At 54.4% G+C, this 13664-nt stretch carries 19 protein-coding genes; 12 read left to right on the top strand and 7 right to left on the bottom strand.

Annotated features, from left to right (window positions below):
• The first annotated feature begins 141 nt into the window (after positions 1–141).
• The gene (locus KUE00_RS10515; protein ID WP_246759827.1) at positions 142–408 is read left to right on the top strand and encodes a helix-turn-helix domain-containing protein; all 267 of its coding nucleotides are present in this window, start codon (positions 142–144) and stop codon (positions 406–408) included.
• Positions 409–529: 121 nt separating this feature from the next.
• Here the strand turns inward: KUE00_RS10515 and murA are convergent, their stop codons facing one another.
• The 7 genes from murA to mlaF form a co-directional block, all read right to left on the bottom strand.
• Positions 530–1792 (bottom strand): UDP-N-acetylglucosamine 1-carboxyvinyltransferase, encoded by a 1263-nt coding sequence (gene murA, locus KUE00_RS10510; protein ID WP_246759825.1) that lies wholly within the window; start codon positions 1790–1792, stop codon positions 530–532.
• A 73-nt stretch (positions 1793–1865) separates the two neighbouring features.
• Positions 1866–2120, bottom strand: a complete 255-nt coding sequence (gene ibaG, locus KUE00_RS10505) for a BolA family iron metabolism protein IbaG (protein WP_246759823.1) — start codon at positions 2118–2120, stop codon at positions 1866–1868.
• A 123-nt stretch (positions 2121–2243) separates the two neighbouring features.
• Positions 2244–2534: a lipid asymmetry maintenance protein MlaB gene (gene mlaB, locus KUE00_RS10500; protein WP_246759821.1), complete on the bottom strand. Its 291-nt coding sequence runs from the start codon at positions 2532–2534 to the stop codon at positions 2244–2246.
• Positions 2534–3169: a phospholipid-binding protein MlaC gene (mlaC, locus tag KUE00_RS10495; RefSeq protein ID WP_246759820.1), complete on the bottom strand. Its 636-nt coding sequence runs from the start codon at positions 3167–3169 to the stop codon at positions 2534–2536. Before mlaC ends, mlaB begins: the two co-directional genes overlap by 1 nt.
• An 11-nt stretch (positions 3170–3180) precedes the next feature.
• Positions 3181–3714: an outer membrane lipid asymmetry maintenance protein MlaD gene (gene mlaD / locus KUE00_RS10490; RefSeq protein ID WP_246759819.1), complete on the bottom strand. Its 534-nt coding sequence runs from the start codon at positions 3712–3714 to the stop codon at positions 3181–3183.
• 4 nt (positions 3715–3718) lie between these two features.
• Positions 3719–4501 (bottom strand): lipid asymmetry maintenance ABC transporter permease subunit MlaE, encoded by a 783-nt coding sequence (mlaE, locus tag KUE00_RS10485; protein WP_246759818.1) that lies wholly within the window; start codon positions 4499–4501, stop codon positions 3719–3721.
• A gap of 4 nt (positions 4502–4505) precedes the next feature.
• Positions 4506–5318 carry a phospholipid ABC transporter ATP-binding protein MlaF gene (gene mlaF / locus KUE00_RS10480; RefSeq protein ID WP_246759817.1) on the bottom strand — a complete coding sequence of 271 codons (813 nt, stop codon included), beginning with the start codon at positions 5316–5318 and terminating at the stop codon, positions 4506–4508.
• A 231-nt stretch (positions 5319–5549) separates the two neighbouring features.
• On the opposite strand from mlaF, the gene KUE00_RS10475 reads away from it, so the two are divergent.
• From KUE00_RS10475 to npr, 11 genes are all read left to right on the top strand, one after another.
• The gene (locus tag KUE00_RS10475; RefSeq protein ID WP_246759816.1) at positions 5550–6527 is read left to right on the top strand and encodes a calcium/sodium antiporter; all 978 of its coding nucleotides are present in this window, start codon (positions 5550–5552) and stop codon (positions 6525–6527) included.
• A 13-nt stretch (positions 6528–6540) separates the two neighbouring features.
• Positions 6541–7527 carry an arabinose-5-phosphate isomerase KdsD gene (gene kdsD, locus KUE00_RS10470; RefSeq protein ID WP_246759815.1) on the top strand — a complete coding sequence of 329 codons (987 nt, stop codon included), beginning with the start codon at positions 6541–6543 and terminating at the stop codon, positions 7525–7527.
• A gap of 13 nt (positions 7528–7540) precedes the next feature.
• Positions 7541–8107: a 3-deoxy-manno-octulosonate-8-phosphatase KdsC gene (kdsC, locus tag KUE00_RS10465; protein ID WP_246759814.1), complete on the top strand. Its 567-nt coding sequence runs from the start codon at positions 7541–7543 to the stop codon at positions 8105–8107.
• Complete coding sequence (gene lptC / locus KUE00_RS10460; RefSeq protein WP_246759813.1) at positions 8104–8676, top strand: LPS export ABC transporter periplasmic protein LptC; 573 nt, start codon at positions 8104–8106, stop codon at positions 8674–8676. The genes kdsC and lptC overlap by 4 nt, the downstream gene beginning before the upstream one ends.
• A complete protein-coding gene (lptA, locus tag KUE00_RS10455) occupies positions 8648–9193 on the top strand; it encodes a lipopolysaccharide ABC transporter substrate-binding protein LptA (RefSeq protein WP_246759812.1) in 546 nt (181 codons plus the stop codon). Before lptC ends, lptA begins: the two co-directional genes overlap by 29 nt.
• 3 nt (positions 9194–9196) lie before the next feature.
• Entirely contained in the window at positions 9197–9922 is a 726-nt protein-coding gene (gene lptB, locus KUE00_RS10450) for an LPS export ABC transporter ATP-binding protein (protein WP_246759811.1), read from the top strand.
• 48 nt (positions 9923–9970) lie between these two features.
• Positions 9971–11404: an RNA polymerase factor sigma-54 gene (gene rpoN / locus KUE00_RS10445; RefSeq protein WP_246759810.1), complete on the top strand. Its 1434-nt coding sequence runs from the start codon at positions 9971–9973 to the stop codon at positions 11402–11404.
• Between the two features lie 22 nt (positions 11405–11426).
• Positions 11427–11714 (top strand): ribosome hibernation promoting factor, encoded by a 288-nt coding sequence (gene hpf / locus KUE00_RS10440; RefSeq protein WP_246759809.1) that lies wholly within the window; start codon positions 11427–11429, stop codon positions 11712–11714.
• A gap of 196 nt (positions 11715–11910) precedes the next feature.
• Positions 11911–12390, top strand: coding sequence for a PTS IIA-like nitrogen regulatory protein PtsN (ptsN, locus tag KUE00_RS10435; protein ID WP_246760115.1), 480 nt, complete (start codon positions 11911–11913; stop codon positions 12388–12390).
• A gap of 75 nt (positions 12391–12465) precedes the next feature.
• Positions 12466–13320, top strand: coding sequence for an RNase adapter RapZ (rapZ, locus tag KUE00_RS10430; RefSeq protein ID WP_246759808.1), 855 nt, complete (start codon positions 12466–12468; stop codon positions 13318–13320).
• Complete coding sequence (gene npr / locus KUE00_RS10425) at positions 13317–13589, top strand: PTS phosphocarrier protein NPr (RefSeq protein WP_246759807.1); 273 nt, start codon at positions 13317–13319, stop codon at positions 13587–13589. Before rapZ ends, npr begins: the two co-directional genes overlap by 4 nt.
• The last annotated feature ends 75 nt before the right edge of the window (positions 13590–13664 follow it).

Below are 13664 nucleotides of genomic sequence, written 5' to 3'. Positions count from 1 at the left end.
TTATTGATATAAAGCGACGCGCGGATTTTAAAAATAAAAGCTTATTTATTCGCATTATGGGTGAAAACATTGCCGGACACGCGCAGAGCTCGTGTCAGATGTTTCCAGAAAACAGCAAAGCGTACACGGAGGAAAGTACAGATGGTCAAGGAGAAAAAGGACTGGCATAAGGCGGATATTATTGCGGGATTGCGGAAAAAAGGCACCAGCCTGGCCGAAGTTTCGCGCAATGCCGGATTAAGCTCGTCAACGCTGTCTAACGCAATGTTCAGGCCGTGGCCGAAGGGAGAGTGGATTATTGCCGATGCGCTCATGATTCATCCGGCGGAAATCTGGCCCAGCCGCTATTACGATCCGGTAACCCACGAGCTGCTCGACCGCAAAAAGCTAATCCGTTCAAAAAATTAAAGCGGGCAACGCATGGGAAGCAGATTTCTGCCTCCTGCGCGCCGTAAAGCAGGCCAGCATGCGCTTTTAGCGGCATGCCGGCGCTCAGGCGGTAGCGCGCTACCGCCCTTTTACCCTGCTTTTACTCATCGCCGCTGATGCGTTCGATGTTTGCGCCCAGCGCTTTCAGCTTGTCTTCAATATGCTCATAGCCGCGATCGATATGGTAAATGCGATCCACAATCGTCGTGCCTTCTGCGATACAGCCAGCCAGCACGAGGCTCGCGGAAGCACGCAAATCTGTCGCCATTACCTGAGCGCCAGAAAGCTTTTCCACACCGTGACAAATTGCCGTGTTGCTTTCGATCTCCGCGTGCGCGCCCATGCGGATGAGTTCAGGCACGTGCATAAAGCGATTTTCGAAAATCGTTTCGGTGATAACGCCAGTCCCTTCTGCAACCAGATTCATCAGGCTGAACTGCGCCTGCATATCGGTAGGGAAGCCCGGATGTGGCGCGGTGCGGAAGTTAACCGCTTTTGGCCGCTTGCCGTGCATATCAAGACTTATCCAGTCCTTACCCGTTTCGATGTCGGCTCCCGCTTCACGCAGCTTAGCCAGTACCGCATCCAGCGTATCCGGCTGCGTATCGCGGCAGACAACTTTGCCGCCAGAAATCGCGGCCGCAATCAGGAACGTACCGGTTTCAATACGGTCAGGCAGCACGCGGTAAACGCCGCCGCCCAGACGCTCTACGCCTTCAATGGTGATGCGATCGCTGCCCGCGCCGGTAATTTTTGCACCCAGCGTGTTCAGGAAGTTTGCCGTATCGACAATCTCCGGCTCGCGCGCAGCGTTTTCGATTACCGTGGTGCCGGTAGCGAGCGTGGCGGCGCTCATGATAGTCACGGTCGCGCCTACGCTAACTTTGTCCATCACGATATGTGCGCCCTTCAGGCGTCCATCAACGGAAGCCTTAACGTAGCCCTCTTCCAGCTTGATCTCTGCGCCCAGCTGCTCCAGTCCGGTAATATGCAGGTCAACAGGACGAGCGCCGATAGCGCAACCGCCCGGCAATGAGACCTGGCCCTGGCCAAAACGTGCCACCAGCGGGCCAAGTGCCCAGATGGAAGCGCGCATCGTTTTCACCAGATCGTAAGGCGCGCAGTAAATATTGACGTCGCTGGCATCCAGATGCACAGAACCATTGCGCGTCGCCTTCACGCCCAGCTGGCTCAGCAGCTTCATGGTGGTGTCGATGTCTTTCAGTTTCGGGACGTTCTGGATTTCAACAGGGTCAGACGCCAGCAGAGCAGCGAAAAGAATCGGCAGCGCAGCGTTTTTGGCACCGGAAATAGTCACTTCCCCGCTTAAGCGGGTCGGGCCCTGCACACGAAATTTATCCATTAAACCTGCTCTCAATTAATCAGATATAGAGTGCGGCCGCTTCACCACGGCAAAGCGCGATGAAGACAGCGGCTTAAAAACCGTTCAGCTTACGGTCGCGAGCCCATTCTTCTGGGGTATAGGTCTTGATAGACAGCGCGTGAATGCGGTTATCAGCAAGATAAGCCATCAGCGGCGCATAGACCGCCTGCTGCTTCTTCACGCGGCTCAGTTCGCCAAACAGCTCGCCCACGGCGATAACCTGAAAATGGCTGCCATCACCGGTCACAATGGCTTCCTGAAGAGGCAGCGCCTCCATCAGCACGGCCTGAATTTCACTGGTTTCCATGATGTTTTATTCGCTCGATAATAAACAGGCACACATATTAGTGGAAAGTGGCGCTGTCTTAAACAGGCAAAAAAGCCTCTGCGGCAGCAGAGGCTTTTTCAGACAAAGGCCCGCTTATGAAGATTAGCGGTCGGAGGTAATAAACTGTTGCAGGTTATACAGCGCAATCAGGGAACGCAGCTTGTCCGTAATGCCCGTAAAACTCGGCACTTTTCCCTGTTGCAGCGCGGTCTGGCGCAGATGCACCAGCAGCGCCAGACCAGCGGAGTCCACGCGCTCCAGCGCGGAGACATCAATGGTATCAATCTGTTTCATTACGCTGTTGCGCTGCTCCCAGAGTGGCAGCAGCGTTTCCCGCTCCAGTTCGCCAGCCAGATAGAGCCGGTTCGCGTCGGTGCGCCAGTTAATGTTCATTACTGCTGTTTATCCAGCGTGATTGGCTGCTTAGACGCGTTTTCCAGCACGCTGGTCAGACCGTCAACGCCTTTCTGACGCAGTACGCCCGCCCATTCATTTTGCTTGGTGGAGATCATGCTGACGCCTTCGGCAATCATGTCATAAGCCTGCCAGTCACCCGTGCGGCTGTTTTTGCGCCACTGGAAGTCCAGGCGAACCGGTGGGCGGCCGTTAGGATCGATAATAGAAACGCGAATAGCAATAATGGTAGCGTCGCCATACGGCTGCTCAGGTGCAATCTGATAGGTTTGACCATGATAAAGCGCCAGCGCCTGGCCATAGGCCTGAGCCAGATAGTCAGCAAAAGCTTTGAAATAGGCTTCGCGCTGGGCAGGCGTTGCCTCTTTGTAATAACGGCCCAGCACCAGCGCGCCAGCGTACTTAATCTGCACGTAAGGCAGTAGCTCTTCACGCACGATTTGGCGCAGATAGTTGGGATCCTGCTTGATTTTAGGCTGTTCGCTTTTCAGGCGGGTAAAGGTTTTTGCCGCTGCTTCATTCATCAGCTTGTAAGGATTGGTCTGGTCTGCGGCGGCATTAGCCGCAATCGGGGCAATAACTAACATTGCCACCATCAGGAAACGTTTAAACATTACTGGTCCTCTTATGGGTTAGTCGCGGCGGCTGGCGCAGAGCCGTTCGGTTCAGCAGCATTTTTACTGTCGTTACCGTTGCCGCTTTTGTACAGGAACTGGCCAATCAGATCTTCCAGTACCATTGCAGACTTGGTGTCCTGAATGGTACTGCCGTCCTTAAGCATAGCCGTTCCCATGTCAGGGTCGTCAAAACCGACGTTCAGCGCCAGATACTGTTCGCCAAGCAGGCCAGACGTTCTGACCGCCAGCGAGCTGGTGTCGGGCAGCTGGTTATATTTATCTTCAATATCCATAGAGACGCGCGGTAAATAGGTTTTTTCATCCAGCCCGATATCCGTTACGCGCCCCACCACTACGCCGCCGATTTTCACTGGCGATCCGCTTTTTAGCCCGCCAATGTTGTCGAAGGTTGCATAGAGCCGCCAGGTTGGCTCGCTGCCTAAAGATTTAAGATCGGCCACCCGCAGGCAGAGAAACAGCGCCGCACAAAGTGCCAACAGTAAAAAGACCCCTACCCAAATTTCGCTTTTTTTCGATTGCATTGCATCAGTTCCCAAACATCAGTGCCGTCAGCACAAAATCTAAACCGAGCACAGCCAGAGAAGCATGCACTACGGTACGCGTCGTCGCCCGACTAATCCCTTCAGAAGTAGGGACAGCGTCATAACCGTTAAATAACGCAATCCAGGTGACGGTAAAGGCAAAAACAGCGCTTTTTATCACGCAGTTAATAATATCGGTGCGGATATCGACGGCGTTTTGCATCGCCGACCAGAAAAAGCCGCTGTCGATGCCTTTCCAGCTCACGCCGACAATAGCGCCACCCATAATCCCCACCGCAACAAAAATTAACGTCAGCAGCGGCATACTGATAAATCCGGCCCAGAAGCGAGGAGAGATGATCCTGCGCAGCGGATCCACCGCCATCATTTCCATGCTGGAGAGCTGCTCGGTCGCTTTCATCAGGCCAATTTCCGCCGTTAGCGCTGAACCTGCGCGGCCCGCAAACAGCAGCGCCGTCACGACTGGCCCAAGCTCGCGCAATAGCGACAGCGCCACCAGCATGCCAAGGCTGCTGTCCGCGCCGTAAGTGTTCAGCACCAGGTAGCCCTGCAAACCGAGCACCATTCCGATGAACAAGCCGGACACCACGATAATCAGCAGCGACAGGACGCCAATGCTGTAAAGCTGTTTAATCACTAACGGCGCGTGCTTATGAAAGCGCGGCACGCCGATTAGCGCATGGAACAGCATCAGTCCGGCCCGGCCAAAGGAAGCGCAGGTATTGATTCCCTGGCGTCCGACAGACGCCAGTGCACGTATTAACATCAGATTAACTCCCTGAACCGGTTAAATCCTGCAGGTAGTCGCCTGCGGGAAAACGAAAAGGCACCGGGCCATCCGCAATACCATCGATAAACTGACGCACCCGGGCATCTTCATTTTCGCGCAGCCCGCTGGCCGTTCCCTGGGCGATAACTTTCTGACCGGCGATGATATAAGCGTAATCCGCAATGCTGAGAACTTCTGGCACATCGTGCGATACCACGATGCAGGTCATTCCCAGCGAATGGTTAAGCTCATCAATAAGCTTAACCAGCACGCCCATAGTAATAGGATCCTGCCCGACAAAAGGCTCATCGAACATAATCAGATCCGGCTCCAGCGCAATCGCTCTTGCCAGTGCGGCACGACGCGCCATCCCGCCGGACAGCTCGGAAGGCTTCAGCTGCGCCGCGCCGCGCAGGCCTACCGCTTCCAGCTTCATCATTACCGTGCTGTGTAATAACTGCGGCGGCAGCTGCGTATGTTCGCGCAGCGGCCAGGCGACGTTATCAAAAACCGTCAGGTCGGTGAACAGCGCGCCGGACTGGAACAGCATGCTCATTTTTTTGCGCGCTTCATAAAGCCGCGAGCGCGAAAGCGTGGGAATATTTTCGCCGTTAAACCAAATTTCGCCCGCGTCCGGCCGCAGCTGGCCGCCGATCAAACGCAGCAGCGTGGTTTTACCAATGCCTGAAGGGCCCATGATGGCTGTGACTTTCCCTTTCGGCACCGTAAGCGAGATGTTATCGAAAACCGGGCGATCGCCGCGGGCGAAGCTGACGCCCCGGACATCCACCAAATTCGTCTCCGTCTTGCTCATTGTGACTGCTTATCCTCTTTTTCAGGCCTGTCATCTCTACCGATGGTAACGTATAACCGCCGGGGCTGGACACTTTTACAGAAACTTACCCGGCAAACGTGTCTAAAGTTGGCATAAGTTTTACTTTTTGCTCGCAGATCGTCAAAATCAGCGCGTTTACTGCCATTCTGCTGGCCCGTTATTTACGTCGCGCAGGCAAGCCGACGATTATACCCGATCAAAGGACATTTCATGCTTGTAGCTACCGCACTATTGATTATCGGCCTGGTCCTGCTGGTATATGGTGCAGATCGTCTGGTATTCAGCGCGGCCATTTTGTGCCGTGCCGTTGGCATTCCCCCGCTTATTATCGGTATGACCGTCGTCAGCATAGGCACTTCTCTGCCGGAGCTGATCGTCTCTTTTTCCGCCGCCGTGCATGGCCAGATGGATATCGCAGTCGGCACCGCCATTGGCTCTAATATTACTAATATTTTGCTGATTCTGGGCGGCGCGGCGCTGATGCACCCGCTGACGCTGCATTCTAAGCTATTAGTACGCGAGCTGCCGCTGATGCTGCTGGTGACCCTGCTCTGCGGCCTGCTCCTGTTTGATGACAGGCTCAGCCGTAACGACGGGTTGCTGTTGATTGCGCTTGCGGCGGCCTGGCTGGTGTTTATTATCACCATTGCCCGTAAAGCGGAACGCGGCGGCACCGACTCCCTGACGCGCGAGCAGCTTGCCGAACTTCCGCGGGATGATACCGGCAATACCGTCGCTTTTTTATGGCTGGCGGTCGCGTTAATCATTCTGCCAATGTCTACCCGCATGGTGATTGATAACGTCACGGTTATCGCCAATTTCTTTGGTATCAGCGAGCTGGTTATCGGCCTGACTATCGTTTCGGTCGGCACCAGCCTGCCGGAGTTGGCCACCGTGATTGCCGGCGCGCTGAAAGGTGAAGATGATATTGCCGTCGGCAATTTGATCGGCTCCAATATCTATAATCTCACCCTTGTCCCCGGCATTCCGGCACTGCTGCATCCCGCTTCCGTCGATATGCATGCCTTTGCTCGCGACTACTGGGTCATGCTCGGCGTCAGCGCGCTGTTTATGCTGATTTGCCTGAAAAGCCGCTGTATCGGCAGAGTCACGGGCGCGCTGCTGCTGAGCGGCTTTCTTGCCTGGGTAGCGATGCTGTACTGGCTGCCTTCGATAACCTTCTGGTAAAGGAATAGACATTATGGCACCTGCCCCTCTTCAACCCGGTTTCGATTTTCAGCAGGCGGGAAAAGACGTTCTGACGATTGAACGCCAGGGTCTGGAACAGCTTGACCAGTATATCAATGAAGATTTTACCCTGGCGTGTGAAAGCATCTACGGCTGTCAGGGAAAAGTCGTGGTGATGGGCATGGGGAAGTCGGGCCACATTGGTAAAAAAATGGCGGCAACCTTTGCCAGCACCGGCACGCCCGCTTTTTTTGTGCATCCGGCCGAAGCCAGCCATGGCGATCTGGGCATGGTCAGCGCGGCCGATATCGTTATTGCCATTTCCAATTCCGGCGAGTCTTCTGAAATCCTGGCGCTGATCCCCGTGTTGAAACGCCTGCGCGTAAAGCTTATCTGTATGACCAGCCGTCCCGACAGCGCAATGGGCCGCGCGGCGGATATCCATCTCTGTGTTAAAGTACCCGAAGAGGCCTGTCCGCTTGGCCTGGCGCCGACCACCAGCACCACGGCAACGCTGGTGATGGGGGATGCGCTGGCGGTGGCGCTGCTTAAAGCTCGCGGCTTTACGGCAGAAGATTTTGCGCTTTCGCATCCGGGCGGTGCATTGGGCCGTAAGCTGCTGCTGACCGTTGACGATATTATGCATAGCGGCGATGAAATTCCCCGGGTCAGCCGTGACGCTTCGCTGCGCGACGCGCTGCTTGAGATTACGCGCAAAAATTTAGGTATGACGGTAATCTGTGACGACCTGATGAAAATCGAAGGTATTTTTACCGATGGCGATCTTCGTCGGGTTTTCGATATGGGCGTGGATATTCAGCATGCCAGCATTGCCAGCGTGATGACGTCAGGCGGTATCCGGGTCAGACCCAATACGCTGGCCGTTGACGCGCTTAACCTGATGCAAAACCGTAATATTACCGTTTTACTGGTAGCCGACGGCGATCGGCTGATTGGCGTCGTTCATATGCATGACATGCTGCGTGCCGGCGTGGTTTAACAAGGAATAAAAAATGAGCGCTGGCGCAAGCTGGGTAACAACCTGTTATGGCGACGTGAGCCAGGATGTAATGGATCGCGCACGCAAAGTTAAACTGTTGATTTGTGACGTAGACGGCGTGATGTCCGACGGCATCATCTACCAGGGCAACAATGGCGAAGAGCTGAAGGCTTTTAACGTACGGGACGGCTATGGCATTCGTTGCCTACTGACCTCGGACGTAGAAGTCGCTATTATCACCGGCCGCAAAGCGAAGCTGCTGGAAGATCGCTGCGCTACGCTGGGCATTACGCATCTTTACCAGGGCCAGTCAGATAAGATTTTGGCCTTCCGCGAACTTCTGGATAAACTGTCCCTTCAGCCGGAGCAGGTCGCCTATATTGGCGACGACCTGATTGACTGGCCGGTGATGGCGGAGGTCGGCCTGAGCGTCACGGTGGCTGATGCCCATCCGGTACTGCTTCCCCGCGCCGATTACGTAACCCGAATTGCAGGCGGACGCGGCGCCGTTCGCGAAATTTGTGATGTCATTTTAATCGCACAGGATAAGTTTGATGAGGCCAAAGGGCAGTCTGTATGAGTAAAACAAGGCGTTGGATTACGCTGCTGCTGGCGCTGCTGGCTATCGTATTGATCGGCTGGAACCTGGCCGATACGGATAAGCCCGCGCCGGTTGCCGATAACGCTCTGGAGCCGACCTATACCAGCCAGTCCTCCAGTACGGTGGTTTATAATCCTGACGGCGCGCTGAACTACAAGCTCGTTTCGGACAAGGTGACCTATTTTTCTGCCGATGCGGTGAGCTGGTTTGATAACCCGGTCATGACCACCTATGACGAAAATAAAATCCCGACCTGGTCCGTGCGGGCAGACAAAGCAAAACTCACGCAGGATCGTATGCTCTATCTGTATGGTCACGTTGAGCTAAACAGTCTGACCCCGGACGCCCAGCTGCAAAGAATTAAAACCGATAACGCCGTAGCAAACCTTGTCACGCAGGATGTTACCTCACAAGATCAGGTAACGTTGTATGGCAATGGCTTTAACTCTACCGGCATGAAGATGCGTGGCAATTTACGGAAGAAAACCGCCGAGTTGATTGAAAAGGTCAAAACCTCCTATGAAATTCAGAATGCGAAACAACCTTAAGTTTTTGACGCTCGGCCTGCTGCTGGCAGCCAGCCTGCCCGCTTTTGCCCTGACGGGTGACTCGGACAAGCCGGTCAATGTAGATTCCGAAAACCAGGCGCTGGACATGCAGGGCAACGTGGCGACCTTCACCGGCAACGTCATCGTGACCCAGGGCTCGATTAAAATTACCGCCGACAAAGTCGTGGTAACGCGTCCCAATGGTGACAGCAATAAAACCATCGTTGATGCCTGGGGTAATCCGGCCACCTTCTATCAGATGCAGGATAATGGTAAACCGGTTAAAGGCCACGCGCAGAAAATGCACTACGAGCTGGCGAAAGATTTTGTCGAGCTGACGGGCAACGCCTATCTGGAACAGCTGGACAGCAACGTGAAGGGTGACCGCATCACCTATCTGGTGAAAGAGCAGAAAATGCAGGCTTACGGCAGCAATACCGGTAAACGCGTTACTACCGTGCTGGTGCCTTCGCAGCTGCAGGATAAAGGCACCCAGTCAAACAAAAAGAGTAATTAAGTTATGGCAACTTTGATTGCGCAAAATCTTGCTAAGGCCTACAAAGGCCGCCGCGTGGTGGAAGACGTTAGCCTGCAGGTTAAATCCGGCGAAATCGTTGGCCTGCTTGGCCCGAACGGCGCGGGTAAAACCACGACGTTCTACATGGTGGTTGGTATTGTGCCTCGCGATGCGGGCCGCATCATTATTGATGATGAAGATATCAGTATCCTGCCGCTGCATGCCCGCGCGCGTCGCGGCATCGGCTATCTTCCCCAGGAAGCCTCGATTTTTCGTCGCCTGAGCGTGTTTGATAACCTGATGGCCGTCTTACAGATCCGTGACGATCTGACCTCGGAGCAACGTACCGACCGCGCTAACGAGCTGATGAATGAGTTCCATATCTCCCATCTGCGTGACAGCATGGGCCAGGCGCTTTCCGGTGGGGAACGCCGCCGCGTGGAGATTGCCCGGGCGCTGGCGGCCAATCCAAAATTTATTCTGCTGGATGAGCCTTTTGCCGGCGTTGACCCTATTTCGGTTATCGATATCAAGAAAATTATTGAACACCTGCGCGACAGCGGTCTTGGCGTCCTGATCACCGATCACAACGTACGCGAGACGCTGGCGGTTTGCGAGCGCGCTTATATCGTTAGCCAGGGCCATCTTATCGCCCACGGTTCACCCGAACAGATCCTTGAGGATGAACAAGTTAAGCGAGTCTATTTGGGCGAAGAGTTCAGACTCTGATAAGGTGTCCTGACTGATGATGTTTTTTGAGGAATCCGTATCCTGAATATGAAGCAAGGTTTGCAGCTCAGGCTTAGCCAACAGCTTGCCATGACGCCACAACTGCAGCAGGCGATTCGCTTGCTGCAACTCTCTACGCTTGAACTCCAGCAGGAAATTCAGCTGGCGCTGGAAAGTAACCCGCTGCTTGAACAAACCGATCTTCATGAAGAAGTGGATAGCCGCGAATATCAGGAAAAAGAGGCGCTGGACACGCGCGAGGCGCTTGAGCAAAAGGATATGCCGGAAGAGCTGCCGCTCGATGCGACCTGGGATGAGATTTACACCGCCGGTACGCCGTCGGGCACCGGCACCGACTATCACGACGATGAGCTGCCGGTTTATCAGGGAGAAACGACCCAGACGCTGCAGGATTACCTGATGTGGCAGGTTGAGCTGACGCCCTTTACCGATACCGATCGCGCCATTGCGACCGCCATTGTCGATGCGGTGGATACCACCGGCTACCTCACCGTTTCGCTCCAGGATATTCAGGAAAGCATCGGCGACGAAGAGGTTTCCGCTGAAGAGGTAGAAGCGGTACTGAAGCGCATCCAGCGTTTTGATCCCGTTGGCGTCTGCGCACGCGATCTGCGCGACTGCCTGCTGGTCCAGCTGTCACAGTTTTTGGCGGATACGCCGTGGCTGAAGGAAGCCAGACTGATCGTCAGCAATCATTTGGATCTTCTGGCCAATCACGATTTTCGTAGCCTGATGCGCGTTACGCGTCTGAAAGAAGACGTGCTGAAAAACGCCATGCAGCTGATTCAGTCGCTCGATCCTCGTCCCGGTCAGTCGATCAACACCAGCGAGCCGGAATACGTTATTCCTGACGTGCTGGTGCGGAAGATCGGCAAGCGCTGGGTGGTGGAACTGAACGCCGACAGCGTGCCCGGTCTGCGCATCAACCAGCACTATGCTTCGCTCGGCGCCGGAAACCGCAGCGACAGCGACAGCCAGTTTATTCGCAGCAACCTGCAGGAAGCAAAATGGCTGATTAAAAGCCTTGAAAGCCGCAACGATACGCTGCTAAAAGTGACGCGCTGTATCGTCGATCAGCAGCAGGCTTTCTTTGAGCAAGGCGAAGAGTTTATGCGTCCTATGGTGCTGGCCGATATCGCTTCTGCGGTAGATATGCACGAGTCGACCATATCGCGAGTTACCACGCAAAAGTACCTGCACAGCCCGCGCGGTATTTTTGAACTGAAATATTTTTTCTCCAGCCACGTTAATACCGAAGGCGGAGGTGAAGCCTCTTCTACGGCTATACGCGCGCTGGTGAAAAAATTGATCTCGGCGGAGAATCCCGCCAAGCCTCTTAGCGACAGCAAGCTGACCACGCTGCTTTCCGATCAGGGAATCATGGTGGCCCGCCGTACCGTTGCGAAGTACCGAGAGTCTTTATCCATCCCGCCCTCAAACCAGCGCAAACAGCTGGTCTGAACGAACAGATAAGGAATAGCCTATGCAACTCAATATTACCGGGCAGAATGTGGAAATCACCGAGCCGCTACGCGAATTTGTCACCACGAAATTCGCCAGGCTGGAGCAATATTCCGACCGAATTACGCAGGTTTATATTGTCCTGAAGGTGGAAAGAGTGACGCAGATAGCCGATGCGACGCTACACGTCAGCGGTGGGGAGTTGCATGCCACCTCGGAAGAAAAAGATATGTACGCGGCGATAGACGGCCTGACAGACAAGCTGGTGCGCCAACTCAATAAACATAAAGACAAGTTGAAGCAACATTAAATTTTAAAAACCTGTTGATTATTTTTACACCGCCTTTGCTAATAAAGTGGCGTAAAATGTTCCGGCTCGTCTTCTTATCGCAGGGGACGGGCCGTTAATCAATAAGGCGTGTTGCACTCGACCGATGGCCCGCAGGCAGCCTGAGCTGCCTGCCGAGCCGTTTTGCCAGGCGGAAGTAAAATTAAGTGAACCTATGATGAACAATGACCTGAAACTGGAACTGAGCTCGGTACTGAGTCTCTCCTGTACCCGCAATGGCGTGCACTGCCAGAGTAAAAAGCGGGCGCTGGAAATTATCAGCGAGCTGGCGGCCAAACAGCTGAATCTGCCGCATCAGACCATTTTTGAAGCGATCCTGACGCGCGAGCGGATGGGAAGTACTGGTATAGGTAACGGCATCGCTATCCCGCACGGTAAACTGGTAGAAGATACGCTGCGCGCGGTGGCCGTGTTTATCCGCCTTGAGCAGCCTATTGCTTTTGATGCCATTGATAACCAGCCGGTGGATTTACTGTTTGCGCTGCTGGTCCCTGCCGATCAGTGCAAAACGCATCTGCATACGCTGTCTCTCGTAGCAAAACGCCTGGCCGATAAAACGGTCTGTCGGCGACTGCGGGCGGCGCAAAGCGACGAAGAGCTTTTTGAAATCATGGCGGAAACCCCGGCGGAGCAGTAGCCAGGCTGGCGCAAAGCGCTGTTTGTCAGGGAACCTTTTTCCCTTTGAAAAGGCTTAAACTCAGGAGAATAAGTCATGGTGCTGATGATCGTCAGCGGGCGTTCCGGCTCTGGTAAATCCGTTGCTTTACGGGCGCTGGAAGATATGGGCTTTTACTGCGTGGACAATCTTCCCGTGGTGCTGCTGCCAGAGCTGGCCAGATCGCTGGCCGATCGTAATATGTCGGCTGCGGTCAGCATTGATGTACGTAACATGCCTGAATCACCGGAAGTTTTTGAAAAAGCCCTGACCGGCTTGCCCGACAGCTTTTCTCCCCAGCTGCTGTTTCTGGATGCCGATCGCAACACGTTGATCCGCCGCTACAGCGATACGCGCCGACTGCACCCTCTTTCCAGCAAAAATCTTTCGCTGGAGAGCGCTATCGATGAAGAGAGCGATCTTCTGGAGCCCCTGCGTTCCCGCGCCGATCTGATTGTCGATACCTCAGAGATGTCGGTGCACGAACTGGCCGAGATGCTGCGCACGCGGCTGCTTGGCAAGCGTGAACGCGAGCTGACCATGGTATTTGAATCCTTCGGCTTTAAGCACGGTATTCCAATTGATGCCGACTATGTTTTTGACGTCCGCTTCCTGCCGAATCCGCACTGGGATCCTAAACTGCGTCCGATGACCGGCCTGGATCGTCCGGTCGCCGCCTTTCTCGATCGCCATACTGAAGTGCATAATTTTATCTACCAGACGCGCAGCTATCTTGAGCTTTGGCTGCCCATGCTGGAGACCAATAACCGTAGCTATCTTACCGTCGCTATTGGCTGTACGGGCGGCAAACATCGTTCGGTTTATATAGCCGAACAGCTGGCCGACTATTTCCGTTCACGCGGCAAAAATGTACAGTCTCGTCATCGCACTCTGGAAAAGCGCAAATCATGACAGTGAAACAAGTGGTTGAGATTAAAAACAAGCTTGGTATGCATGCCCGTCCGGCAATGAAGCTTTTTGAACTGGTGCAGAGTTTTGATGCGGAAGTGCTGCTACGCAATGAGAGCGGGACAGAAGCCGAAGCCAGCAGCGTGATTGCGCTGTTAATGCTCGATTCTGCCAAGGGCGGCCAGATTGAAATTGAAGCCAGCGGTCCGGATGAAGAGAAAGCGCTGGCGGCGGTAATCGAGCTGTTTAATGCAGGCTTTGACGAAGACTAGCCGTCGGGCTTCTCACGAGTGAAAGCGGTTCGCCCTGCCCCTGCGGCCTGGTATCGGGGCCGCTATAAAAAAGCC

This window comes from Erwinia phyllosphaerae, assembly GCF_019132875.1.
In the GTDB taxonomy this organism is placed as follows: domain Bacteria; phylum Pseudomonadota; class Gammaproteobacteria; order Enterobacterales; family Enterobacteriaceae; genus Erwinia; species Erwinia phyllosphaerae.
The sequence above is the reverse complement of the archived record's forward strand: the minus strand, read 5'-3'. Positions and strand labels throughout refer to the sequence as shown.